We start from the raw sequence: 23897 nt of genomic DNA, 5'->3' as shown, positions 1-23897 counted from the left end.
GGCCACGGCAGCCATTTCGCCATTCGTTATTTGTGATTTAAAGAAATAGGGCTTCCGACAGGCGCTGGTCCCGCTTTCGTGTCGAACGCATCGGAGGACGTATGGCGCACCCGACAAATTGCGAAAGCGCCGAAGGGCACTCCTGCAGATGTGCGTGCGGCGGGGCGCAGCATGGCTGGACTGGCAGCCTCAAGCTGGCCCGCGACCCTTCTCCCACCGCTCGCCGGGAGGCGAGAGACCGCTGCAACGTCAGATGGACGAGAGCGCTACCTCCCAGTGGGCCACGAAAGCCCTCCAAGGCGAGACAAGCCGCCACAGACACCGCCAAAGTCGATCTCGCAGACTGGCTGTCCGAGAATCCCAAGACCATCGAAAACATCCAGAAAGTCGGCGACATCCTTGTCGACACTGTGATCAAAGAGCTGGATGAGAGGTTCGGCGGCAGTAATCCACGAGACGCCAGAAAACGACTCAATGATCACCTATGGTGCGATATCCTCGCGACCTCAGCCGAGGCTATCGAGAAGTTCTCGGAAGCTATAGACCAAATACCTGAGTACGTGACAACGGTCATCATGCAGTCTCGGGAAGCCGACCGTCGTGGGCTTCTTCCTGAAGCACTGGTGCGCGTTGCCGTACAAGCGGCGTGGGCTCCCATCAAGAAGATGATCAAACCTACCGGGATCGAGGAGCTCCAACGGACGTGCCGGATCCTCGCTGTCCTGATTTGCCCGGCCCCCGAGAAGCACAAGGCCGTACGAGACGGCGCCCTGCTTCCCTTGGCGAAAGAGGGGCTGCTGGAGACCAGCAAGGAGCGGCTGAAGCAGGTCTTCCCGGCAGACTGGGTCCGCCGCCTACAGGAGGGTCTTGGCGACGTGTGAGCAGGATTGCCGGCGGCTCGGAGGACACGACCTGCCGATGTCGTAGGAGACCATCTCCATGCGGCTGCGTAGCTGTACAACGCTGCTGTACGGCCACGAAAAAGGCCCTCCGGGATGATCCCAGAGGGCCTTTGACATGCTGTGCGGCCGGAGGTACTCGAAACCCCAACCTTCTGATCCGTAGTCTCGGGCAGGGGGTTTGCCTAGGTATGCGGGGGTTCGTTTCCCCTGGATACGGCGTGGTGTGGACTCCGGCGAACGGGGGTGGACTCCCGCCGGTTGCTACAGCCACTGCTACAGCGGGAGCTACAGCGGATTCGCCCTTTCACCAGGGAAAGAGTGCCATTCCAGCCGTCGCCGCGAATGCCCCCACAAGCCACCGAGGGGCGCGGAGACGGGCTCAGAGAGTCTTCTCAGCCTCAGCCTTCACGTGTGCGCTTCGGCGGCTTCCCAGCGGCCCACAGGGCCTCATGGGTCCCTTGAAGCCCTTCGGCATCACCGCTCCCCCTCCGCAGCGGCTGACCTCGCGCGTACGCGCGTAGAGGTGGCCGGAAAAGTCCGGAAACCCCGGAAGTCAACCCTCAACGGACGACCTCGCTGGCCCCGGCCAGTGCAGCAAGGCGGCCGAGGCTCGGTGACCCAATCACCGAACCCCGGCCTACGACCCAGCAACCTGATCAACCCAGGAGCCAGGCCATGAGCCACCCTTCCACACCCCTGATCGCTGCGGGAGCGAACCACATTGACGCGGTTCCGCCCGAGCGTGCCCATCGCTTCTCCATCAACCCGTTCCGCGCCCGCAGCGCTGCCGTCGTGCCGGTTACTGCGCACTCGACCGGCACCGGCACGGGCCGCCTCGGAGACCGGGTAATCCTCGGCTTCGCGGTAGCCGTTCTCCTAGCCGTCGCCGCTGCTGCGGCCTACGTCTCGTACCACCACTTCTACGGCCTGGCGATCGTTCTCGGAGAGCGGCACGACATGGCCGTGCTCTACCCGGCGATGTCCGACGGCGTGATCGTGATGGCCTCGCTGGTGATGGTCTACTGCTCGCGCCGCAAGATCCGTGTGCCAGTTCTGGCGTGGGTCGCGCTCAGCCTCGGAGGCGCCGTCACCCTCGCGGCGAACGTGGCGCACGGCTGGTCCGGGGGACTCGGATCGCGCCTGGTCAGCGCCCTGGCACCATTGGCGTTCGCTTGCGCCTACGAACTCCTCATGTGGATCGTGCGGAACACCCGAGGCCCTGCCACCGAGGTGCCTGCGGAAGAGCACGCGTGCCAGCCCGCCGAGACCCTCGTCGAGATGGAACGCGTAGTGCCGGTGCTGCCTAGCGACCGGTACGAGGCGGCACGGCTCACCTACCTGGACAGCCTCACCGAGGGCAAGCAGCGAGTCGGCCGCCGACCGCTCATGAGCCGGTGGGGACTGGAGCAGCGCGAGGCCGAGGAGATCATCGCCGAGGTGGACAAGGAGCGATCCCAGGCCCCCGAGCCGGACGCCTCGGAGACGACCGACGCAGTGACCGCTGCGCCGCCGCTGGACGGCTCGCAGCCGGTTGGTTCGAGCGAGGCGGAGGCCGCGTGATGACCGACCTCCTGATCCCCGTCATCTGCCTGTTCCTGTTCCTCCTGTGCGCCACCCGCGAGGCGACCGTGGACGCCCAGACTGCCGGACAGATGTGGGTGGCCGCCCGCCGCGCCGGTTGGGGCCGCATGGCCTTCATGGTGGTTCGCGTCGTCGTGGTGGTGGTGCTGCTCATCCTGGCGGACGTGTGCCGCCTCGCCGGGCACGCTGTGAAGGCAGTACGGGTCTTCGTCGAGGCGCTCGCCGTGCACACCGAGATTCTCGGATCGCTGATCACTCGGACGGAGGTGAAGGCGTGACCGCTACAGACACGCACGACGACCTGGTGATCACCCTCCAGGACGAGGCCACGCCGCACGCTCCCGAGAACGCCATCGCCGCCCCTGCGGAGAAGCCGACGCAGGGGGCTCCGGGCGATAACGACGACGTCCTTGAGGGCAACGTCGTCCTGGTCGATCAGCCGTATAAGCCCGACCCGGTGGACCTGATCGCCGAGCTGGCCGCGCGTCGACAGGAGCGGTCGCCGCTGGTCCCGGTGTGGTTGAAGTCGCGGGCCGATGCCCTCCAGGTACTGAAGTGGCAGGCCGAGCACACCGGCTACGTGCTGGCGTATCACGTACTGCGCACCCCGAAGTACGCCGCCAAGCTCGCGGCCCGCTCCCCGGCCGGCGCCTGTCGGCTGCTGGTGGCGCTGGTGGGCTGGCTGTTCGACCTGGAAGGCCGCCCGGTCCGCCGGGCAGCGGCCACGAAGGAGGAGGCCGCTGAGTACCTGGCGCTGTCTCGGCAGCGCGACGACCGGGTCAAGGCGCGCCTGTGGACGCTCCTGGTCGGCGCGATCACGCTGGTCCTGGTCGGCATCTTCGTCGCCGTGGCCGCACCGACCTGGATCCACTGGGCGATCCTCGGTGTGCTCATCGGCGGGCTGGGCATGATCGGCTCCCCCGCCGATAAGCCGCTGCTGGACCGGGCGGTCATTCCCTCCCGTGTGCGCAAGCTCACCAGTGACCAGGTACTGGATGCGCTCGGCTCGCTCGGCATCGCGGCCATCAACCAGGCGCTCGGCAAAAGCGGGCGCGGCATCACCTTCCCCGCCCCGATCATGCGGGACGGGCCTGGCTGGCGGGCCGAGGTCGATCTCCCGCTCGGCGTGACCGTGTCGGAGGTGCTCGACAAGCGCGACAAACTCGCCTCCGGTCTGCGGCGCGCGCTGGGCTGCGTCTGGCCCGAACCCGTCTCGGAGGAGCATCCTGGGCGTCTGGTGCTGTGGGTGGGCGATCAGGAGATGCGCAAGGCCAGGCAGCCCGCCTGGCCGCTGCTCAAGTCCGGACAGGTCAGCCTGTTCGACCCGATCCCCTACGGCAGCGACCAGCGGGGCCGCCCGATCAAGGTCCTGCTCATGTTCGCCAACGTGCTCATCGGCTCGATGCCGCGCTACGGCAAGACGTTCGCGCTGCGGGTGCTGCTGCTGGCCTGCGCGCTCGACCCGCTGGCCGAGCTGCGGCTGTTCGAGCTGAAAGGCACCGGCGACCTGTCAGCGCTGGAGAAGGTCGCCCACCACTACGCCAAGGGCGCCACCGACGCGGCCAAAGCCGCGTGCGTCGCCTCACTGACCGAGGTGTACGTCGAGCTCGACCGGCGGGCCCAGGTCATCGACGGCCTGCCACGCCACCAGGCGCCCGAGTTCAAGGTCACGCCCGAGCTGGCGGCCCGCAAGGACCTGGGGCTGCACCCGATGGTGATCGCCGTCGACGAGTGCCAGGAGTTGTTCGCCGACGACGAGTACGGGCAGGAGGCCGCCAAGTACGCCACCGCGATCATCAAGCGCGGCCCCGCCCTGGGCATCATCCTCATCCTGGCCACCCAGCGCCCGGACAAGGACAGCCTGCCCAAGGCCATCAGCGCGAACGCGGGCATCCGCATCTGCCTGCGGGTGATGGGCTGGCAGGAGAACGACATGATCCTCGGCACCGGCCTGCACCAGGCCGGGGTCAAAGCCACTATGTTCACCCTCAACGACAAGGGCATCTCCTGGGCGGTCGGCATCGCCGAAGACCCGCTCATCGTCCGGTCGGCCTACCTGGATGGGCCCACGTCGGAGCTGATCGCCGAACGCGCCCACCAGCTTCGTGAGGCGGCCGGAACGTTGTCCGGTCAGGCGATCGGCCAGGAACCGGCTAAGCGGGCCTCGTACGACCTGCTCACCGACATCATGACCGTGACCACCGTCAAGGAGGAGAAGCTGTGGAACAGCACGGTCGTGGGCCGTCTGGCGGACTACCGGCCGGACGCCTACGGCCAGTGGGCGGACCTCGAAGACGACGCCAAGACCGCCACGCTGACCGCCCGCCTTAAGGAGTACGGGGTCAGGACGGAGGACACGTGGGGCCGCGACGCCGCCGGTAAGGGCCGCAACCGGAAGGGCTTCAACCGCGCCGACGTGGCCGAGGCGCTGGACAAGCACAAGGTCTAGTCCTAGCGGCCCACGCCACTTGGAGGAACGTCCCTGGAGCCCATCCGGGGGCGTTCGCCTATGGACGCTAGAACGCTAGGCCGCAGGTCAGCACGTTGTTCTTCCGCTAGCGGAGCCGCTAGACCTAGCGGGCGCACCCGCTAGAACTTCCCTATTTCAGGGATCTTGCGCGGCACAGGCGAGGCTCCTCCCACCTGGAAGGCCAACGCTGGGTGGGGAGGTAAACGCGAGGAGCGTTGGTCCTGGCCGCCGGGTCAGCGAGTGTGGTCGGCCCGGCGCCACCACGCGATGGTCATGAGCACCCCGGCCGTTGCGGTGGCCAGCACCAGCACGATGCCCAGCGCTCCGGGCGGGTCCTGATCGGGGCCGGCGAGACCTGCGTACAGGGCGGGGACCGACCAGGGGAAGTAGGCGCCGTAGCCGAGGGCGGCGATCACCTGGGCGGTGAACACGATGACGAACATGACGGCCACGGCGGGCAGGTAGCCGCGGCCGATGCTGGCGGCCAGCGCGAGCGGGGTGGTCAGTACGGCCGAGAGCGCGCCGGTGATCAGGATCCGGGTCAGGCCGTGCACCGCGATGGCGGCGCTCCAGCCAGGCAGGCCGAGCACGGTGCCGATGAGCAGCCCGAGCAAGCACATCCAGAGGGCCAAGATGAGTGCCCAGAGGGTGGCGAGGGTGAACTTGGCGGCGACGATGGCGATGCGGGAGGTGGGCAGAGCGAGCAGGTCGGTGGCGGTGCGGTCGCTGAATTCGCGGCCGAACAGCCAGATGGCCGTGATGCCGTAGATGAGCAGGCCGCCCACGCCGACGGCCTGGGCCAGCAGGGCCAGATAGCCGGGCCAGTCGGCGCTCGCGCCGGACAGCTGGGCCTTGTCGCCGAGCAGGCCGAGCGCACGGGCGCGGGCGGGGTCGGCGAGGATGAACATAAACATCCCGCACACCACAGCGACGATGGTGAAGGCCAGCGTGGTGAGCCAGGGCAGGCGGCTGCGCCGGATCTTCAGCAGTTCCGCCCACAGTGCCTCACCCATGGTCGGCTCCGACGATGCGCAGGAAGTAGGCTTCCAGATCCTCTTCCTCGGTCAGGAGCCGGGTCGGCGGGACGCCGGCCTGGACCAGGACGGTGGCCACCTGGTCGGGCCGGGCCAGGGCGTGCTCATCGGTGAGCTGCAGCCCGCCGCCGGGGGCCGGGTGGGGATGGTAGCCGTGGGCCTGCAATACCCGCTCGGCGGCGGTGTCGTCGCGGGTGCCCAGGTGGAGGTGGCGGCGCCGGTGCTGGTCCAGCTGGTCGGCGTGTTGCTCGGCGAGCAGCCGCCCATGGTGGAGGATGCCGATGCGGGTGGCCAGGCGGGCTACCTCGGCCAGCAGGTGGCTGGACAGCAGCACGGTGGTGCCGTGCTGGTGGGCCAGGCCGGCCAGCAGGGTGCGGATCTCCACGACGCCGGCGGGGTCCAGGCCGTTGACTGGCTCGTCCAGGATCAGCAGGTCGGGTGCGTGGATGAGGGCTTTGGCCAGAGCCAGGCGTTGCAGGTTGCCCAGGGACAGGGTGCGGGCGCGGCGCTCAGCGTACGGGGCCAGGGCCAGGCGTTCGATGACCTCGTCGGTGCCTCCGGGCAGGCGGCGCAGCCGGCGTACGAGCTCCAGGTTCTCCCGTACGGTCAGCTCGGGGTAGGCGACGGGCGCCTCGACCAGGTAGCCGGTGCGGGCCCAGGCCGAGCGGGCACCGGCCGTCACGGCGGCGCCCAGCACGCTTACCGATCCGGCGGTGGGGGTGATCATGCCGAGCAGCATGCGGATCAGCGTGGTCTTGCCGGCGCCGTTGAGGCCGAGCAGGGCGTAGATCTGCCCCTGCTCGACGTGCAGGCTGACGTCGTCGACCGCGGTGACGTCGCGGTAGCGCTTGACGAGCCCGTCGACCTCGATGACTGGCATCGCTCCCCCGCCTGTTCTTGCGTGCCCGATGTTGACGTTTCGTGATGGCTTGCCCGGCAGGTGTGCCGGAAGCCTGGCCGGCGACTACTGCCGGCGACTACTGCCGGCGATTGCTGTCGCCGGCCGACCGCGGTGCCGCGTCAGGCGTTCACGTGCCCGTCAGCGGTGTGGTGGTCGGTGAGGAGGAAGGCGCGTATCTGGGCGGCGATGGCGGGATAGTCGGGGGCGAACCAGATCATGTGGCTGTCGGCGCGGCTTTCCACCAGTTCGGCCCGTGGGAGCGCCGCGGTCAGGGATTGGGCGTGGGCGAAGGGCACTGAGCGGTCGTTGCGGGTGGCGATGATCAGGGCGGGCTGGCTGATGTGGGCGGTGCAGTCGGCCACCGGGAGCATGTCGGTGACGAAGCCGCGGCCCGAGCGCATCGAGGTGTACAGGTCAGTCAGCGTGGCGCGGTCGGCGGCGCTCAGCTGCGCCAGCACCTGGCCGACGGGCAGCAGGGACAGGTCGCGGGTAAGCAGCCGCAAGACCGGCCCCGGCGCGAAGCGGATCGCCGTGCGCACCAGCGCCCAGGTGACGGCTTCGACCCTGGGGTGGAACACGATGCCTCCGCCGAGGCGGGTGCGCTGGTCGGGCCAGGGCAGGAAACCGACCGAGCTTTGCAGAATCACCCGCCGCACCAGCTCTGGATGGCGGGCCGCCATGGTCAGCGCGGTACGTCCGCCGGCGGAGATGCCGACCACCGCGGCGACCTGATCGACTCCCAGACTCCGGCACAGCCGCGCGATGGCGTCGGTGAAGTCCGCCACGGTGGCAGCCCCGGTCGGCGCCCCCGTTAGGGGTGTACGCCCGTAGCCGGGACGCGAGGGAATGAGCACCCGCAATCCCGCATCGGTGAAGACGTCCTCGCCCAAGGCCAGCTGCGCCCGCATGTGGCCACCGTGGAAGACCAGGACCGTGCCGGGGCCCTCGCCGTGCATCCGGTACTCCACCGTCTGCGCCCCAACGCGGGCCAGGCTCAGATCCCGCTCTCCCGCGGGGGTGAGCCGACGTGGACGCCGGCCCGTTCGCGACGCAGTGGCGTCTGTGGTCTGGTCTGCACGGTGCTGTCGCGGGATACCGCTCATCTGCGTCTCCGGGGTCGTCGTATCGGACCTTTTGCCGACCAGACTTCCCGGCGCACCAGGTTCACCGTACAACGGCTTCACCTGTCGAGGGGAACACACTTCCCTCCCCCTCGACCCCATTCGTTCACCCAGTCCCGTGTTCTGCGGCATGACCGGTCTCTGACCGCATAAGGGGTCACCTGCCACCAGTTGCGGTGCTGCGATCGCCGTTCCCCCTGGACCAGAACGACGTCAAGGAGCACAATATGTTTACGATCCCGTTTCGTTAATAAATAGGAGGCCGGAACCATGGAAGCGGAGACTGATGTCCTGGTGGTGGGTGCGGGCCCGGTCGGCCTCGCGCTGGCGTGCGCGCTGCTGCAGCACGGCGTCACGGTCCGCGTGATCGACAAAGCCGCCGGCCCGGCGACAACGTCGAGGGCGAACTTCGTGCACGCCCGCGGCTCGGAAGTGCTGGACCGCCTGGACGCCCTCGGCAACCTCCCCGAGGAGTCGGTACGGGCGATGACGATCACCACCTATGCCGGTGACCGTCCGATGCTGCGGATCCGGTTCGGCGACCCGGGCCTGGGCACCGCCGCCCCGCCGATGGTGATCTCCCAGGCGCGCGTCGAGGCGCACCTGCGCGAGCGGCTAGCCGACCTGGGCGGCCGGCCGGAATGGGGCGCGGCACTAGCCGGATTCCAGCAGGACGCGGACGGGGTCACCGCGATGCTGGGCGACGGCCGGACCGTCCGGGCAGGCTGGCTGGCAGGCTGCGACGGGAGCGCCAGCGCGGTGCGCAAGCTGGCCGGCATCGGCTTTCCCGGCGTCAAGGTCAGCGAACGGTTCCTGCTGGTCGACGGCCGCCTCGACCCCGGCTCAGGCTCTGGCCTGGACCGTTCGGGCACCAGCGGCTGGACGCACCCCGACGGCGTGCTCGGCGCGATGCCGATGCCGGGCGAGCAGTGGCGGCTGCTCGCCTACGACGCCGCCTTCTCGGCCGACAAGCCGAGCGAGGAGGAGATCGCCGAGCGCATGCGGCGCATCCTGCCTGCCCGCACCGGCCTGCCCGGCATCCGCCTGCACGACGTCACCTGGGCATCGCTGTTCAGCGTGCACCGCCGCCTGGCCGACGCCTACCGCGACCGGCGCGTCCTGCTGGCCGGCGACGCCGCTCACGTGCACGCCCCGTTCGGCGGGCAGGGCATGCTCACCGGGCTCGGCGACGCCGAGAACCTCGCCTGGAAGCTCGCCCTGGTCATCCACGGCGTCGCCGAGAGCGCGGCCGCGGAGCGCCTGCTCGACACCTACCAGGCCGAACGCCGCCCACTGGCCACCGCCGTGCTGCGCGGCAGCACCGCCGCCACCAAGGTCAACATCGCGGGCAGCCCGCTCGGCCGGTTCCTGCGCGACCAGGTGCTGGTGCGGGTGTTCAACCAGAAGTGGATCCAGCGCTGGACCACCTACACCACCTCGCAGCTGTGGGTGAGCTACCGGCGCGGCCCGCTCGGCAGGCCGCGCATTGGGCCGCTCGGTGGGCGCGGCCGCAAACCCCGCCCCGGCGACCGCATCGGCGACCTGGCCTGCCAGCGCCCTGACGGCAGCCGGACACGGTTGCACGCCGAGCTGCGCGGCAGGTGGGCCGTGCTCGGCGACGACATCGAGTGCGACGCCGCCTTCGAGGCGGCCCGGCAGCGGCTCGGCGACCGGGTGGTCAGGCTCCACGCGGCCGGTCCCACCGACGGCACCGCCGTGGGGCCCGCCTTGCTCGTACGCCCGGACGCTCACCTGGCTTGCAAGGGCGGCCCCGCCGACATCACCCGCTGGCTGGCCCGCTGGCTGGATGGAGTCCTCGCGTGAGCGCCGTCCGGGGACGCGGACGCCCGCGCGACCCCCAGACCGACACCGCGATCTTGAATGCCGCGCTGGAGTTGTTCGTGGAGCGCGGCGTCGAGGGCATCAGCATCGAGCAGGTCGCCAAACGCGCCGGGGTGGGCAAGCCGACCGTCTACCGCCGCTGGAGCACCAAGGAGGACCTGATCGCCCAGGCCATCGAGCAGTGGGTCGCGGCCGAGGTCACCCCCTCGGCCGCTGATGTCTACGCTCTGCCGCTGCGCGACATCGTCGAACGCGTCCTGCCCGCGGCGGCCGAGACCGCCGCGAGCCCCGCCTTTCGCGCACTGGTCGCCCGCATCATGGGCTCTGCCGTGAGCCACCCTTCGCTGATGGCCGTGTACTGGAGGCACTACATCGTGCCCCGCCGCAAGCTGGCCGCCACGATGCTCCAGCGCGCCCAGGCCGACGGCATCCTGGCCCCGGACACCGACCTGGACGTGCTGATCGACATGATGGCCGGCGCGGTCACCTACCGCGTCCTGCAGCCCGACCCGCCGGACGCCGCCGAGATGCTGCGCTACCTCACCTCCGTCTACCGCCAGGCCGGGCTCTACCCACCCGCTCACCACGGCCCATGACCACCGGCACGGCATACCAAGGTCAAGGCCGCTGAAGCGGATCGCGGGCCTCGCCCATCGCCACGGGTGCTTCATGGGCCCGGCGACCTCGTCCGGCGGGTTGATGTCCAGGCACGGACAGCGATCGTCGGCCCCCCCGGGAAGATCGTCGCTCACGACTGCCTTCCTCACCCTTCAGCTGCTGTTGGGCTCATCATCATTCGGACCCGAGTGGGGCCGCATCGCAGGTTCGCCACGGTGATGACCGGCACCCGCCCACTGTGTCTGATCTTGACGCTTGTTGGTAGGTTCTCTCCAGGTGCGCCGGGAAGTCTGGTCGGCAGTCTTATCGCCGACCGTGAAAATGGGGCCCGCCGTGCGCGCTCGTGACCTGCTCGCCGCCTTCCCGACCGTCACCGCCGACACCCCGGTGATCGAGGCCGCCCGGCTGCTGGCCGGCCAGGACCTGCCCGGCCTGATCGTCGTCGACGAGCGCGGGCTACCGATCAGCATCCTGCCCGGCACCCAGGTGCTGCGCCTGGCCGTGCCCGGCTATTGCCTGGACGACCCGGCGCTGGCCCGGGTGGTGGATGAGAAACACGCCGATGCGTTCCTGTCCTCGCTGGCCAGCCGGACGGTGCGCCAGGCGCTGCCCCCTGAACGGCGCGAGCTGCCGGTCACCGACCCGGACGCCACCGTGCTGGAGCTCGCCGCGTTGATGGCACGCACGCACAGCCCGCTGGTGGCGGTGGTGGAGCAGGGCCGGCTGTTGGGCGCGGTCACCCTGCAGGCGCTGCTGGACCGGGTGCTGGCCGCATGACGGTGCTGGCCTGGGTGTCGGTCGCGGTGTTTCTCGGCGCGTATGCGCTGATCGCCTCGGAGAAGATCCACCGGGTGGCGGCCGCGCTGGGCGGGGCCGGGATCATGCTGGCCATCCACGCGACCGACGCCGGCGCGGCGTTCTTCTCCGAGACCAGCGGCGTCGACTGGAACGTCGTCTTCCTGCTGCTGGGCATGATGGTGATCGTCGGGGTGCTGAAGCAGACCGGCGTGTTCGAGTTTCTGGCCATCTGGGCGGCCAAACGCGCCCGCGGCCGGCCGTACCGGCTGATGGTGCTGCTGGTGGTGATCACCGCGCTGGCCTCGGCGCTGCTGGACAACGTCACCACGGTGCTGCTGATCGCGCCGGTCACGTTCCTGGTGTGTGAACGGCTGGCGCTGCCGGTGGTGCCGTTCCTGATCGCCGAGGCGATGGCGTCCAACATCGGAGGCGCGGCCACCCTGGTCGGTGACCCGCCCAACATCATCATCGCCAGCCGGGGCGGGTTGAGCTTCAACGACTTCCTCATCCATATGGCGCCGATGGTCGTCGGGCTGATGGTCGTGTTCGTCGGGTTGTGCTGGCTGTTGTTCCGTAAGGCGTTCGTCTATGATCCGGAACGCGCCGAGGAGATCATGGCGCTGGATGAGCGGGAGGCGATCGCGGATCGCCGGCTGCTGTGGCAGAGCCTGGCGGTGCTGGCGCTGGTGATGGCGGCCTTCGTGGCTCATCCGGTGTTGCACTACGAGCCGTCGGTGGTGGCGATCCTCGGTGCTGGGGTGTTGGTGGCGGCCACCAAGGTGACCACCGAGCAGGCCATCGCCGAGGTCGAGTGGCCCACCCTGGTGTTCTTCATGGGGTTGTTCGTCATGGTCGGCGCGCTGGTGCAGACCGGTGTGATCGGCCAGGTCTCCCGGCTGGCTGTGGAGGCCACTTCGGGGCAGCTCGGGCTGGCCACGATGGTGCTGTTGTGGGCCTCGGCCGGGCTGTCGGCGATCGTGGACAACATCCCCTACGTGGCCACGATGAGTCCCATCGTCGCTGACCTGGTCCAGGCAGGCGGCGGCAACGGCGCCGGGCAGGTGCTGTGGTGGGCGCTGGCTTTCGGCGCCGACCTGGGCGGCAACGCCACCGCGGTCGGCGCCGCCGCCAACGTCGTCGTGATCGGTATCGCCGCCCGCAACGGGCACCCGATCAGTTTCTGGCAGTTCACCAAGTACGGCCTGATCGTCACGGTCGTCACCGTGGCGCTGGTGACGCCGTACCTGTGGCTGCGCTACCTGGCCTGATCTGACGTGACCCACCGGAGCGAAGGGCAGCCGATGTGTGCGGATGAGCTGGTCGTGCATACGGAGTGTGAGGAGACGGTGCTGGTGGTGCGCCTGGAGGGTGAGTTGGTCTGGCCTGCGGCGCGCGGGCTGAGCACGCGGGTGCAGGAGTGCTTGCCGGCCGGGCGGGCGGCGACGGTGATCGATCTGTCGGGGGTGAGGTTCCTGGACTCCTCCGGAGTGGCGGCCCTGCTGGCGCTCTACCGGAGCCTGGCCGAGGCGCAGGCGGTGGTGGCGTTCGCGCGGCCCACCCCGCTCATCGAGCGCCTGCTGGCCATCGTCGGCCTGCATGATCACCTGCCGCTCTACGACACGCTTGAGGCCGCGCGCCGCGCTGCCGGATCGCCCGCACCGTGAGGCCGGGGGTGACCGGCCTCCGGCCGGCCGACGGCTTTCCTCCGGCGATCCACTGCGAAGGAGAGGCCGTCTGATGGGCTCGCTGCTGCTCGCGTTCGCGGGCATGCTGTTACTGGCCGTGCTGCTGTCCAGCCTGGCCCACCGCACGATCTTGTCGACGGCGGCGCTGTTCCTCATTGCCGGGTTCGTGCTCGGCGACGGCGCACTCGGCGTGGTGTCGCTGGCGCCCGGCGACGAGCTGGTGGGCACGCTGGCGGAGCTGGCACTGTTCGCGGTGCTGTTCACCGACGGCATGCGGGTGGGCTGGGCGGAACTGCGCAGCGCGTGGCGGCTGCCGGGCCGGGCGCTCGGCTGGGGGCTTCCGCTCACCCTGGTGATCACAGCGGCCGGCGCGCACTACCTGGTCGGGCTGGGCTGGATCGAGTCGCTGCTGATCGGCGCGATCCTGGCGCCGACCGACCCGGTCTTCGCCGCGGCGCTGGTCGGCAACGAGAAAGTGCCACCCCGCCTGCGCCAGCTGCTGAACGTCGAATCCGGTGTCAACGACGGGCTCGCGCTGCCGTTCGTCATGGTCTTCCTCGCCATCGCCGCCGGGTCGCACGACCTGCACCTCGGCGAGCTGGGCATGGAGCTGGGCCTGGGCGTGGTGATCGGTGTGGCGGTGCCGTGGGTGGCGATCAAGCTGGAGCAGACCCGCTGGTTTTCGGCCTCCACACAGTACGAGCCGCTCAACGCGCTGGCGATCGGCCTGCTGGTGCTGGCCCTGGGCAAGGGCACGCACGGCAACCTGTTCCTGGCCGCGTTCGCCGCGGGCATCACGGTGGCCACCTTCGGCGAGCGCCAGCGCGAGTCGTTCGAGCACTTCGGTGAACTCATCGCCGAGCTGTTCAAGCTGGCCGCGCTCCTGGTGTTCGGCGCTCTGATCACCCCGGCGCTGCTCGGCTCGGTCGGCTGGACCGGCTGGCTGTTCGCGATCCTGGCGCTGGTGCTGGCCCGCCCGGCGGCGATCTGGCTGTCGTTCCTGGGCTCGGGGCTGTCGGTGCGTGAGCAGGCGGCGGTCGCCTGGTTCGGGCCGAAGGGTTTCGCGTCGGTGGTGTACGCGCTGATTGTGCTCAGCTCCGGCATCGCCGCTTCCCAGCAGGTCTTCCAGCTGGTCGCGGTCACCATCGTGGCGTCGATCCTGCTGCATTCCTCGACCGACATCGTGGTGGCGCGTGGCTTCGACGACGAGCGTGACGTCCCGGCCTGGTTCGGCAAGGCCCGCCGGCTCCGGGGGCGCCTGCCTGAGGATGGGCAGAGCTGAGCTGAGCTTCTTGCGGATGCGGCTGCGGCTGCGGCCGGAAGGGGCGCCGGGAAGAGGGGGCGAGGGGAGCCGCGTGGCCGACCGGCTCAGATGGACAGGAGCAGCAGCAGGGCGTAGGCCATCACTAGGATGGCCGATTGTGGGCGGCCCAGTGGTGTGCCGGCGGCGAGCAGGAGCCAGGTGGTGCCGCTGACGGCCACCATGGCGATGATGAGGGTCGGCGCAAGGGTGGGCGCTTGAGGGGTGGACAGGGCGGCGATGGCGCCGCCGGCCAGGCTGGTGATCAGATTGGCGCCGAGCAGGGTGGCGATGACCAGGTCGCCGCCGTCGTACCGCTGAGCCCGGAGCGTGAAGAGCAGGTCGGGAAGCGCGAGGCCGAACGCCACCAGCGTGAATCCGGCCAGGTCCGCTGAGGCGCCCGTCCGCGCGCTGAACCCGGAGGCGCCCAGCACGAGCAGCTGGGCTCCTGACAGCACCCCGGCCAGGCCGAGCAGCGTTCGCATCACCTCGCGCCCCGGACGCTGCGGCGCGTCCGTCCGCAGGTAGCGGGTGGCCTGGATCCCCACCTCGTCGGCCGGGGCCGAGCGGGCCAGGTGGTGCAGCAGCGCCAGCGCTCCGGCCAGAGCCGCGGCCAGGGGGATGCTCGCGCCCAGGCCCAGCCCGTGCAGGAGAAGGATCGCGAACACCGTGACCGCCGCCACGGACAGCAGCGCCTCACGCTGCAGCAGCCAGGAACGGACCGCCAGGCCCGCCATCAGCCCGCCGACGCCGAGCACCAGCGTCACGTTGACGAGGTTCGAGCCGACCAATGCGGCTGTGGCCAGCTCGCCGTGTCCCCTCAGGCCGGAGGTGGCGGCCACGATGACCTCCGGGGTGCCGGCGGCGCAGGCGATGACGAGCACACCCACCACGGCGGGCCGCAGCCCGAGCCGCCCGGCCAGCCGCCCCGAGCCCACAAGCAGCTGATCCGCGGCGAAGGCCAGCATGGTCCACCCGGCCACGATCTCAGCTATCAGCAGCAGCATCGCCAGCCTCCCGGCAGCTCACCTCGGCCGACGGTAGCTCCCGCCGACCTGCGCAAGTTCTGACGCGACGACCACCGGCCATGACATTGCGATATCTATCATGCGCGCTGCGTCATGGGCGGGGTTGGCGCTCAGATGTGAGGTCGGGGTCATATTCGACATCACCCTGGCCGCGCTCACCCTGGCCGCGCTCACCGTGGCCCGCTCGTGCAACGTGGGCCTGGTGCCGGTGATCAAAGAGGGGATCGGCGCTGGCCGAGCACCGGCTGCTGGGCGTGGAGAAGGGCTACTTCCACGGTGGGGGCATCGCCACGGCTTCGGCCCGCCTGGTCGATAAGCAGGCGGGCATCGACATCACCGCCGACTGGGGCGGCGGGCTGGTGGCCTTGGTGGACGGCATGCGCCTCGTCGTGCCGGTCCGCTCCCTGCACGCCCGGCCCTCGCCGCTCTACTGGGGGATCGGCAAGCGCGCACGCGGCTCGACCTGGCTGAACACAGTATCTGACAAGGTGATGGGGCTCGGCGGGCTGCTGGTGCCCGGCACACTGGGCGACTCGCTGTTCATCCTGGACGCATTCACCGCCTGGACGCCGCCGAGCACCCCGAGGTGATCACCACCGATCAGGGCAGCTGCAGCGACGTCGTGTATGGCCTGTTCGCGAGCTGCGGTTATCAGTTCGCGCCGCGGCACGCCGACATCACCGACACTCAGCTGTGGTGGGTCGACACTGCGATGCTGGAGGGCATTGCTTGCCGCGAACGCCTCCACCGCGGCCACGTACTGGTCGACCTTCGCGGCCGTGGCCGTGTTCAGGTCCTGGGCCTGCCAGCGCTCACCGGTCTCGACCCACAGCCGCAGGTCATCGGGCTGCTCCCCGAACACGTGCCGCTGCGCGCGGGGTTTCGATGGGGATCTGGTCGATCGCTTTGCGGTTAGTGGTGGTGGCGGTCAGGAGTCTGTGACGAACCAACCCTTGCTCATCTGTCTCTCCGTTCTGGGATGTTTACCAGGCGATGGGGCCGAGGCGATCGATGAAGATCCCGGTCGGCCCGTCAGAGGCGAGCGTCGTGAGCTCGATGATCGGATCGCTGCCCTCGGTGACCGTCAGCTCGCCCGTGTGAAGGTTCATGTCGGTGGCGGTGAATCTGCCGTTGGCGACCTCGCCGGGGGCCACGGCGTTGAACTTGATGGTCGGCAGCGCCTGGGCGTATCGGACGGTGATCATGTTCAGTGCCGCCTTCGATGAGGTGTAGGCGAGTTCGTACATCTTCGAGACGGCTTGCCCGGGGTCAGTCACGAACGCGATAGACCCCCCGGCGCCGGTGACCATCACCACCCGCGGGTTGTCGGCCGCCTGCAACAGCGGCAGGAACGCGTTCGTGACCCGGACCGGCCCGTACACGTTGGTGTCGTAGACGGCGTGGATGTCCTTGGCCGTCGCGGCCGCCGGGTTGACACCGCCGCCCGGCGTGCCGGCGTTGTTGATCAGCACGTCCATCCGGTCGGTGTGCTCCCGGACCAGCCGCACAGCCCCGGCCACCGACTCCTCGGAGGTCACGTCCAATGGGACCATGATGACGTGTGCGCCGTCGGCGGCCAGCTTCTGCGCGGCGGCCCTTCCCCGGCCCTCGTCGCGTGAGCCGAGGAAGACCGTCCAGCCCAGCTCGCCGAGCCTACGCGCCGTCTCGTAGCCCAGGCCTTTGTTCGCTCCAGTGATCAATACTGAGGTCATGTTCTCTCCTGACGTCGTTGTACTTACGATCATGTGACGGTGCCGACCCGATTCCTGTGACGCTGCCCTCTAGCGCGGATGCGCTGGAGGCAAGGTCTGACCTACGTCGCCCTCTTTGGTACGGACGCGTGGTCCACCCGGGTAGGGCTTATTCCTGCAGGATGGATAGGGCTCGGGATGGGCACAGGGTGACGGCGTGGCGTGCCTGTGTGGCGCTCTGGTCGTCGGGGTGGTCGGTCAGCAGGGCCACGATGCCGTCGTCGTCCTGGTCGAAGACGGCCGGTTCGGTCAGGACGCACTGGCCGGAGCCGACACAGAGACGGGTGTCCGCTTTGATTCGCATCATGTCCTGCTCACCAGGTGACCGGGAGTTCGTGAACGCCGTAGATGACGGCGTCCGTTTTGAACGGCAGATCTTCGGCCGGTGCGGCTAGGCGCAGGGTGGGGATGCGGCGGAACAGTGTGTCGAAGACGATCTGCAGTTCCATCCGGGCCAGGTTCTGGCCGAGGCACTGGTGCGGGCCGAACCCGAAGGCGAGGTGGTGGCGGGCCCCGCGCTCGACATCCAGTTCGGCCGGGTCCTTGAACACCGCCGGGTCCCAGTTGGCCGACAGCATCGAGACGATGATGCCCTCTCCGGCCTTGATGCTCACCCCGCCGATCTCCACGTCTTCGGTGGCCAGCCGGGAGGTGACCCCGTCGGCGATGGTGAAGTAGCGCAGCAGTTCCTCCACGGCCATGGGCGTCTTGCCCGGGTCGGCCTTGACCAGGGCCAGTTGCTCCGGATGGGAGAGTAGCCCGACCACGCCGAGCGAGATCATGTTCGCCGTGGTCTCGTGTCCGGCGGTCAGCAGCAGGAAGGCCAGGCTCACCAGGTCCGCGTGGTCGAGGGTGCCCTGCTGGCGTCGCCGGGTGATCTGCCGGCCGAACAGGTCGTCGCCGGGTTCGGATTCCTTGCGGGTGATCAGGTCGTCGATGTAGGCGCGCAGTTCGGCGAAGGCTCGCTGGCGCTCTCCCAGCGCGGTCCGGCTCACCATCATGGTGGTGCGGCTTTGGAAGAAGTCGTGGTCGGTGTAGGGGACGCCGAGCAGTTCGCAGATCACCAGGGAGGGCACCGGCAGGGACAGCGCCTGCACCAGGTCGACGGGCCGCTGGTCGGCGGCGAGCAGGTCGTCGATGAAGTGGTCGACGATGTCCTGGATGCGCGGGCGCAGCGCGGCCAGCCGCTTGACGGTGAACTCGCTGATCACCGCACGCCGGGCCGCAGCGTGTTCAGCGCCGTCCATGCCGAGCATCAACGGCGGCTGGCTGCGCAGCTGCTGCAGGGTCGCCGCGTCGAGGGTGAAGAGCGGGAAGCCGTCCTTGCGCTTGTCGGAGGAGAAGCGGCCGTCGACGAGGACGGTCCGGGCCTCCTCATGCCCGGACACCCACCACGCCTCGCCGCCGCTGGTCAGCCGGACCTTGTTGATCGGCGCCTGCTCGCGCAGTCGCTCGTAGGCGTCGGGCGGGGTGAACGGGCAGCCCCGCCCGACCGGCAGTTCCAGACCGGCGAGTTCGCCGGTGTCGGCGACGTTCTTTGTCATGAATGACCTCCCAGTATGAGATCTGGCGGAATTTGTTCTGCTTGTGGCGGCCTCGGGTGGCCTGATCGACACTGTGGGCACCGGCTTCACGGGCCTGACGGGCCGTCCTGCGCAGGCTGGGATCGCCGTCAGATCCAGGCCACTTCGAGGTTGGGGCCTGGCTCGTCGTTTGGTGCTCATCGCAGGGTGAGTGGGGTCGCGCTGTCGATGCGGTCAGCTTCTCCGGATTGCGGACGAGTAGGCGAGGCCGGTGATGCGGCCGCCTTCAGAAAGTCCTGCTGTGACAATGACGGTCCGGCGCGCGCGCAGGGTGCTGGCCAGACAGAGCGTCACACCGAGCGCGAGCCAGATCACGAGAACGGTGACGGGGCGGGTGGCGCCGTGGCCGTCGAAGAAGGCGGTGGAGCGGAGCAACTGACCGCCCGCTCCCGGTGGCAGCAGCTGACCGAGCGTGCCGGACCAGCCGGGCAGCATCTCGGGTGCGCTGGAGGTACCTGACAGGGGATTGCCGATGAGCATCATGGCGACGGCGCCGAGACCGAAGCCGGCGAACCCGAGCAGTGCCTCCAGCCCGAGGATGCTCAGGGAGGTGGCCGCGACGGTCAGGGCGATGGCGCCGCTGTTGGCCCAGTACACACCGTTGAGCGAGCCGAGCCAGAACTGCAGGATCGCCGCCGCGGCCAGGCCGCCGGTGATCGCGAAGGCGACCGCTCCGGTGACCCGGCGGGCGGTGCCGCGGACGAGTCTGGTCAGCAGTAGCGCGGCGAGCAGGCCGGCCATGACCAAGGGAAAGGCTCCGGCAGCCAGACCGGCGCCGCGCGGGTCGTCGGCCGGCAGGGCGGCGAGGTCGCGGACAGCGACCGCCGTGCGGGTGCCCTGTGCCTGCGCCTGGCTGAGCCCGGTCGCGACGCTCTGCAAGGTCTGAGCGACCGCTGCGCTGGCGGCAGAGGCCACGATGACCTGCGGAGTGCCGGAGCTGACGTCGATCGCCCCGTACACCTCCCGGTCGCGGATCAACCGTTCGGCGGCCGCGGTGTCGGCGACCACGGTGGTTTCGAAGCCGCCCGGCAGACGTTGGCCGAGGGCGGCGCTGACCTGCCCAACTGCGGCGGCCGGCCCGGCGACGGCGATCGGCACATCGTGTACCGATGAGCGCACCGACGGCCAGGCGAAGGCGGTGAGCAGCACACCGGTGATCGCCGTGAGCAGGACGACCGCTCTGACCACCGTCGACCAGGGTGACGGTGGTGTGTCGGCTGCCAGCGAGGCCTGAACGGCCATGTCTACTCCTCGAAGAGAACGTTTGCGTGCTTTACCCGGTGACGGGGCGGGCCGGTACGCACTTGCGCTGATGAGCGGATGCCTTCGCTCGGGATGCTCCGCACTGTCGCGATGTCGTGATCATGGCGCGGCGGCCGAAGGATCACTTCAGCGTGAGGGGGGTCTCGGATGCGATGCGGGTCAGCTTCTGCGGGTTGCGGACGTAGTAGAGGCCGGCGATGCGGGCGTCCTCGACACGGACTGCTATGACGCCGTCGATCTCGCCGTCCACGCGGAGAACGAGTGCGGGGTTGCCGTTGACTACGGTGGGCTCGCTGGTGAGCACGATGTCAGCCTTGCCGAGGCCGCTGACGATCATGCGGGCCACCTTGTCGGCGCCGATGATGGGCCGTGGCGCGGCCTGCTTGACGCCGCCGCCGTCGCTGATCAGGACGACCTGCGCGGCGAGCACATCAAGGAGATCCTGCAGGTCCCTGGCTTCGAGCGCGCGCTGGAACGACTCCAACACTGCCCGGGCCTGGTTCGGGGCGACCACCTCGCGAGGGCGGCGCGCATCGACGTGCCGGCGCGCGCGGTGCGCGATCTGGCGCACGGTCGCCGGGGTCTTGCCGACGGCGGCCGCGATCTCCTCGTAGCCGACATCGAAGACCTCGCGCAGCACGAAGACGGCGCGTTCGGTCGGCGACAGCGTCTCCAGTACGATCATGAGCGCCATCGACACGCTCTCGGCCAGCTCGATGTCCTCGGCCACATCCGGCGCGGTGAGCAGCGGCTCGGGCAGCCAGGAGCCGACGTAGTCCTCCTTACGGCGATTCAGGGTGCGCAGCCGGTCGAGAGAGCGCCGGGTCGTGACCCGGACCAGGTATGCGCGCTGGTCGCGTACCTGCCCCAGGTCAACCTTCATCCACCGCAGCCAGGTTTCCTGCAGGACGTCCTCGGCGTCGGCAGCCGATCCGAGCATCTCGTAGGCGACGGTGAAGAGCAGGTTGCGGTGGGCGACGAATGTCTCGGTCGCCTCGGTGGCCGAGCCCATTCCGCAGTCCTTCCGTCCGGCGAGCGGTTCGGCTGTGCCCGTCGGTGGCTCGCTGCTCTCGTTCATGCCGGCTCCTGCCTGGTCGCTCTCAATGGTGCTCCATACACAAGGCGCCGGCCCGCACCGCTGTGTGACACCCGTGATCGGTGGCGTACGTCACATGACCGCCCTGTCACAGAAGCCGGGTCGCCGACGCCTCATGGTCGTCAGGACGCCGCCCTGATGATCGGCGCGGCACCCGACTCCACGAGTGATCGCCTTGGCCCCCTCCCGCGGTGACCATCGCGCGACCGCCACCGCACAAAGAACGGAAAGACATCATGAGCAAGGTCTGGTTCATCACCGGTTCGTCTCGTGGCCTGGGCCGCAACTTCGTCGAGGCCGCCCTGTCGCGCGGCGACCAGGTGGCCGCGACCGCCCGGACCACCGCAAGCCTTGACGAGTTGGTCGCCGCCCATGGCGACGCGGTGCTTCCACTGGCGCTGGACGTGACCGACAAGGCCGCCGTCTTCGAGGGCGTCAAGCGGGCCAACGAGCACTTCGGCCGCCTCGACGTCATCGTCAACAACGCCGGCTACGCCCAGGTCGGCGCGATCGAGGAGCTGGCCGAGCAGGACCTGCGCGACCAGCTGGAGACCAACCTGTTCGGCGCGCTGTGGGTGATCCAGGCCGCGCTGCCCTACCTGCGCGAGCAGGGCTCGGGGCACATCATCCAGCTCTCCTCGGCGGCCGGGCTCATGGCGATGCCGCTCAGCGGCGCCTACAGCGCCTCCAAGTGGGCCTTGGAAGGCCTGAACGAATCCCTCGCCCAAGAGGTCGCCGAGTTCGGCGTCAAGGTGACCGTGATCGAGCCCGGCGGCTTCGCCACGCGGTCCGGCAAGAACCCCGATCCCCTCAACAACGGCCACCTGTCCGAGCCCAGCCCGATCTACGACGGCCTTCGCCAGCGCATCGCCGCGTTCGCGGGCAAGCAGCCCGCGGGCGACCCGGCCGCCGCGGCCCAGGCACTCCTCAAGCTGGTCGACTCCGACAACCCGCCCCTGCGGGTGCTCTTCGGGCAGGGCTTCTACCCGATGCTCCAGCAGGTGTACGCCGACCGGCTCAAGACCTGGGCCGACTGGCAGGACCTCTCCGCCCAGGCCCACGGCCACCTCGACCAAGAAGATCGCTGACCCAGGGCCGAGTCGGCTCACCAGAAGCAAACGAACCGACAGGAGCACCACATGAAGCATCGCATCGTCGTCCTCGGCGCCGGCTATGCCGGGGCCTACGTGGCCGGGAACCTGGCCCGCCGGCTGTCCCCGGCCGACACCGAGATCACCGTGGTCAACGCTGAGCCGGACTTCGTCGAGCGGCTGCGGCTGCACCAGCTCGCGGCCGGCCAGGAGATCGAGGCTCAAAGGCTCGCCGACGTCTTCGCGGGCACGGGGATACGGCTGCGCCTGGCCCGGGTCACCGCCGTCGACCCCGAGCGCCAGGTCGTCGCCATCGCTGACGCCGACGGCGGCGGCGAGCTCGGCTTCGACACGCTTGTCTACGCGCTCGGCAGTCACGTCGCCGACGGCGGCGTCCCCGGCGTGGCCGAGCACGCCTTCCACGTCACCGCCCGGCCCGCGGCGCTGCGCCTGCGCGAGCGTCTGAACAGCCTGGAAAGGCGGGGCGAGGGCGGGCGTGTGCTGGTCGTCGGCGACGGATTGACCGGCATCGAGACCGCCACCGAGTTCGCCGAATCCCGGCCCGGCCTGTCGGTGGCGCTCATCGCCCGCGGCGAGCTGGGCGCCCGGCTCTCCGCCGGAGCCCGCAGCCACCTGCGCCAGGCTTGCGACCGGCTGGGCATCACCGTCCTGGAGCACACCAGCGTCGAAGCCGTCGAAGCGACGCGGGTGCTGTGCGCCGACGGCACCGCCCTGGCATCCGACGCGACCGTGTGGACGGCCGGGTTCGCGGTCAACCCCATCGCCGCCGCCGGCGGGCTGGAGGTCGCCGAGAACGGTCAGATCGTCGTCGATGACACCATGCGGTCGCTCTCGCACCCGAACGTCTACGCCGCCGGCGACAGCGCCTACGCCATCGGCGACAACGGCCGGCCGCTGCCGATGTCCTGCGCGTCGGCCGGCTCCACCGGCCGGCAGGCCACGGACGCGATCGTGGGACGCCTGACCGGCCGCAAGATTGCGAAGGGCAAGCTGGACTACCCGGGCAACCACATCAGCCTCGGACGGCGGGACGGGATCCTGCAGATGGTCGACGACGAAGCGCGAGCAAAGCCGAAGTACGTGGGCGGCCGGAAGGCCGCGCGGATCAAGACGGGCATCCTCCAGATCTCGCTGTGGGGCATCTCGCACCCGACCTTCGGCCTGCCCAAGCGCAAGCGCCGCCTGGCCGCCGCGCCGGATGCGTCCGCCGAGAAGGCGCTCGCGTAACCGCCTCACGTGGTCCGCATGGACAACACCGCCACTGATCGCTTCGACACCACCGGCCGGTAGGCCAGCGAGGCCAGGCCGAACCAGCTGGCCTCACTGGCCTACCGGCTGCTGGGCCCCGCCGCCGACGCCGAAGACACCGTGCAGGACGCGTTCTTGCACTGGCAGGCCGCTGACCGGCAGCGGATCAAGGTGCCGGAAGCATGGCTGACCAAGGTCATCACCAACCTGTGCCTCGACCGGCTCCGCTAGCGCTACTACGAGGGGCAACACGTGTGGCGGCCCAGCTCGACCAGGGGGTGCGGCAGACCGTCGTGCAACCGTGGGAGCCGTTCGACCCCGCCACCGGCCTGCCGATCCGGCAGTACATGGCGGGGCCGACAGGGCTGAGCGGCGCCAGCCTCCTCCCGGGAACGGGCCCTGGTTCTCACCGGTACACGCCCGGCTGGACATCGTCAAAACAATCCACCCTCTGGGCGAGTGCCTTCTGCTGGCGAGTAGCCGGGGGCATCTCAGCCCCCGGCTCTCTCAGAACCGTGCGTAAACCTCTCGATTTACACGGCTCCCATCATCCGGTCGTTCACG

General features: G+C 69.5%; 24 protein-coding genes. 15 read left to right on the top strand and 9 right to left on the bottom strand.

Annotation, left to right across the window (positions count from 1 at the left end; translation table 11 throughout):
• Nucleotides 1-101 precede the first annotated feature (101 nt).
• From AB0F17_RS64205 to AB0F17_RS64190, 4 genes are all read left to right on the top strand, one after another.
• On the top strand, nucleotides 102-881 hold the full coding sequence (locus tag AB0F17_RS64205) for a hypothetical protein (protein ID WP_358046764.1): 780 nt from the start codon (nucleotides 102-104) through the stop codon (nucleotides 879-881).
• A gap of 696 nt (nucleotides 882-1577) precedes the next feature.
• On the top strand, nucleotides 1578-2462 hold the full coding sequence (locus AB0F17_RS64200) for a DUF2637 domain-containing protein (protein ID WP_358046761.1): 885 nt from the start codon (nucleotides 1578-1580) through the stop codon (nucleotides 2460-2462).
• Entirely contained in the window at nucleotides 2462-2761 is a 300-nt protein-coding gene (locus AB0F17_RS64195; protein WP_358046758.1) for a hypothetical protein, read from the top strand. The genes AB0F17_RS64200 and AB0F17_RS64195 overlap by 1 nt, the downstream gene beginning before the upstream one ends.
• A complete protein-coding gene (locus AB0F17_RS64190; protein ID WP_358046755.1) occupies nucleotides 2758-4932 on the top strand; it encodes an FtsK/SpoIIIE domain-containing protein in 2175 nt (724 codons plus the stop codon). Before AB0F17_RS64195 ends, AB0F17_RS64190 begins: the two co-directional genes overlap by 4 nt.
• 254 nt (nucleotides 4933-5186) lie before the next feature.
• On the opposite strand, the gene AB0F17_RS64185 is transcribed toward AB0F17_RS64190, so the two are convergent.
• The 3 genes from AB0F17_RS64185 to AB0F17_RS64175 form a co-directional block, all read right to left on the bottom strand.
• Nucleotides 5187-5966, bottom strand: coding sequence for an ABC transporter permease (locus tag AB0F17_RS64185; protein ID WP_358046752.1), 780 nt, complete (start codon nucleotides 5964-5966; stop codon nucleotides 5187-5189).
• Entirely contained in the window at nucleotides 5959-6867 is a 909-nt protein-coding gene (locus tag AB0F17_RS64180) for an ABC transporter ATP-binding protein (RefSeq protein WP_358046749.1), read from the bottom strand. Before AB0F17_RS64180 ends, AB0F17_RS64185 begins: the two co-directional genes overlap by 8 nt.
• Before the next feature lie 140 nt (nucleotides 6868-7007).
• On the bottom strand, nucleotides 7008-7844 hold the full coding sequence (locus AB0F17_RS64175; protein ID WP_358046746.1) for an alpha/beta fold hydrolase: 837 nt from the start codon (nucleotides 7842-7844) through the stop codon (nucleotides 7008-7010).
• Nucleotides 7845-8279: 435 nt separating this feature from the next.
• Here AB0F17_RS64175 and AB0F17_RS64170 point away from each other — a divergent pair, with 435 nt between their 5' ends.
• The 6 genes from AB0F17_RS64170 to AB0F17_RS64145 all read left to right on the top strand — a co-directional run bounded on the left by AB0F17_RS64170 (nucleotide 8280) and on the right by AB0F17_RS64145 (nucleotide 14234).
• Entirely contained in the window at nucleotides 8280-9833 is a 1554-nt protein-coding gene (locus tag AB0F17_RS64170) for an FAD-dependent oxidoreductase (protein ID WP_358046743.1), read from the top strand.
• Nucleotides 9830-10447 carry a TetR/AcrR family transcriptional regulator gene (locus tag AB0F17_RS64165; protein WP_358046740.1) on the top strand — a complete coding sequence of 206 codons (618 nt, stop codon included), beginning with the start codon at nucleotides 9830-9832 and terminating at the stop codon, nucleotides 10445-10447. The genes AB0F17_RS64170 and AB0F17_RS64165 overlap by 4 nt, the downstream gene beginning before the upstream one ends.
• Before the next feature lie 355 nt (nucleotides 10448-10802).
• Nucleotides 10803-11246 (top strand): CBS domain-containing protein, encoded by a 444-nt coding sequence (locus AB0F17_RS64160; protein ID WP_358046737.1) that lies wholly within the window; start codon nucleotides 10803-10805, stop codon nucleotides 11244-11246.
• Nucleotides 11243-12535: an ArsB/NhaD family transporter gene (locus AB0F17_RS64155; RefSeq protein WP_358046734.1), complete on the top strand. Its 1293-nt coding sequence runs from the start codon at nucleotides 11243-11245 to the stop codon at nucleotides 12533-12535. The genes AB0F17_RS64160 and AB0F17_RS64155 overlap by 4 nt, the downstream gene beginning before the upstream one ends.
• 33 nt (nucleotides 12536-12568) lie before the next feature.
• On the top strand, nucleotides 12569-12931 hold the full coding sequence (locus tag AB0F17_RS64150) for an STAS domain-containing protein (RefSeq protein WP_358046731.1): 363 nt from the start codon (nucleotides 12569-12571) through the stop codon (nucleotides 12929-12931).
• A 73-nt stretch (nucleotides 12932-13004) separates the two neighbouring features.
• Entirely contained in the window at nucleotides 13005-14234 is a 1230-nt protein-coding gene (locus AB0F17_RS64145) for a cation:proton antiporter (RefSeq protein WP_358046728.1), read from the top strand.
• Between the two features lie 86 nt (nucleotides 14235-14320).
• On the opposite strand, the gene AB0F17_RS64140 is transcribed toward AB0F17_RS64145, so the two are convergent.
• A complete protein-coding gene (locus AB0F17_RS64140) occupies nucleotides 14321-15259 on the bottom strand; it encodes a hypothetical protein (RefSeq protein ID WP_358046725.1) in 939 nt (312 codons plus the stop codon).
• Nucleotides 15260-15510: 251 nt separating this feature from the next.
• Between AB0F17_RS64140 and AB0F17_RS64135 the strand changes: the two genes are divergently transcribed.
• Nucleotides 15511-15870, top strand: a complete 360-nt coding sequence (locus AB0F17_RS64135) for a Tn3 family transposase (RefSeq protein WP_358046821.1) — start codon at nucleotides 15511-15513, stop codon at nucleotides 15868-15870.
• Nucleotides 15867-16196 (top strand): Tn3 family transposase, encoded by a 330-nt coding sequence (locus AB0F17_RS64130; RefSeq protein ID WP_358046723.1) that lies wholly within the window; start codon nucleotides 15867-15869, stop codon nucleotides 16194-16196. Before AB0F17_RS64135 ends, AB0F17_RS64130 begins: the two co-directional genes overlap by 4 nt.
• A gap of 67 nt (nucleotides 16197-16263) precedes the next feature.
• Here the strand turns inward: AB0F17_RS64130 and AB0F17_RS64125 are convergent, their stop codons facing one another.
• From AB0F17_RS64125 to AB0F17_RS64105, 5 genes are all read right to left on the bottom strand, one after another.
• Complete coding sequence (locus AB0F17_RS64125) at nucleotides 16264-16992, bottom strand: SDR family NAD(P)-dependent oxidoreductase (RefSeq protein WP_358046720.1); 729 nt, start codon at nucleotides 16990-16992, stop codon at nucleotides 16264-16266.
• A 148-nt stretch (nucleotides 16993-17140) separates the two neighbouring features.
• Nucleotides 17141-17338 carry a (4Fe-4S)-binding protein gene (locus AB0F17_RS64120; protein ID WP_358046718.1) on the bottom strand — a complete coding sequence of 66 codons (198 nt, stop codon included), beginning with the start codon at nucleotides 17336-17338 and terminating at the stop codon, nucleotides 17141-17143.
• A 7-nt stretch (nucleotides 17339-17345) separates the two neighbouring features.
• Complete coding sequence (locus tag AB0F17_RS64115; RefSeq protein ID WP_358046715.1) at nucleotides 17346-18575, bottom strand: cytochrome P450; 1230 nt, start codon at nucleotides 18573-18575, stop codon at nucleotides 17346-17348.
• A 213-nt stretch (nucleotides 18576-18788) separates the two neighbouring features.
• Entirely contained in the window at nucleotides 18789-19856 is a 1068-nt protein-coding gene (locus AB0F17_RS64110; RefSeq protein WP_358046713.1) for a hypothetical protein, read from the bottom strand.
• A gap of 142 nt (nucleotides 19857-19998) precedes the next feature.
• Nucleotides 19999-20889: an RNA polymerase sigma-70 factor gene (locus AB0F17_RS64105; RefSeq protein WP_358046818.1), complete on the bottom strand. Its 891-nt coding sequence runs from the start codon at nucleotides 20887-20889 to the stop codon at nucleotides 19999-20001.
• Nucleotides 20890-21209: 320 nt separating this feature from the next.
• On the opposite strand from AB0F17_RS64105, the gene AB0F17_RS64100 reads away from it, so the two are divergent.
• The 3 genes from AB0F17_RS64100 to AB0F17_RS64090 all read left to right on the top strand — a co-directional run bounded on the left by AB0F17_RS64100 (nucleotide 21210) and on the right by AB0F17_RS64090 (nucleotide 23564).
• Entirely contained in the window at nucleotides 21210-22061 is an 852-nt protein-coding gene (locus tag AB0F17_RS64100; protein ID WP_358046710.1) for an SDR family NAD(P)-dependent oxidoreductase, read from the top strand.
• Between the two features lie 51 nt (nucleotides 22062-22112).
• A complete protein-coding gene (locus AB0F17_RS64095) occupies nucleotides 22113-23312 on the top strand; it encodes an FAD-dependent oxidoreductase (protein ID WP_358046707.1) in 1200 nt (399 codons plus the stop codon).
• A gap of 87 nt (nucleotides 23313-23399) precedes the next feature.
• On the top strand, nucleotides 23400-23564 hold the full coding sequence (locus AB0F17_RS64090; protein ID WP_358046815.1) for a sigma factor: 165 nt from the start codon (nucleotides 23400-23402) through the stop codon (nucleotides 23562-23564).
• The last annotated feature ends 333 nt before the right edge of the window (nucleotides 23565-23897 follow it).

The sequence above is a fragment of the Nonomuraea sp. NPDC026600 genome, assembly GCF_040638335.1.
Taxonomy (GTDB): domain Bacteria; phylum Actinomycetota; class Actinomycetes; order Streptosporangiales; family Streptosporangiaceae; genus Nonomuraea.
Note: the sequence above shows the minus strand (reverse complement) of the source record. Positions and strands in the feature narration are given on the sequence as shown.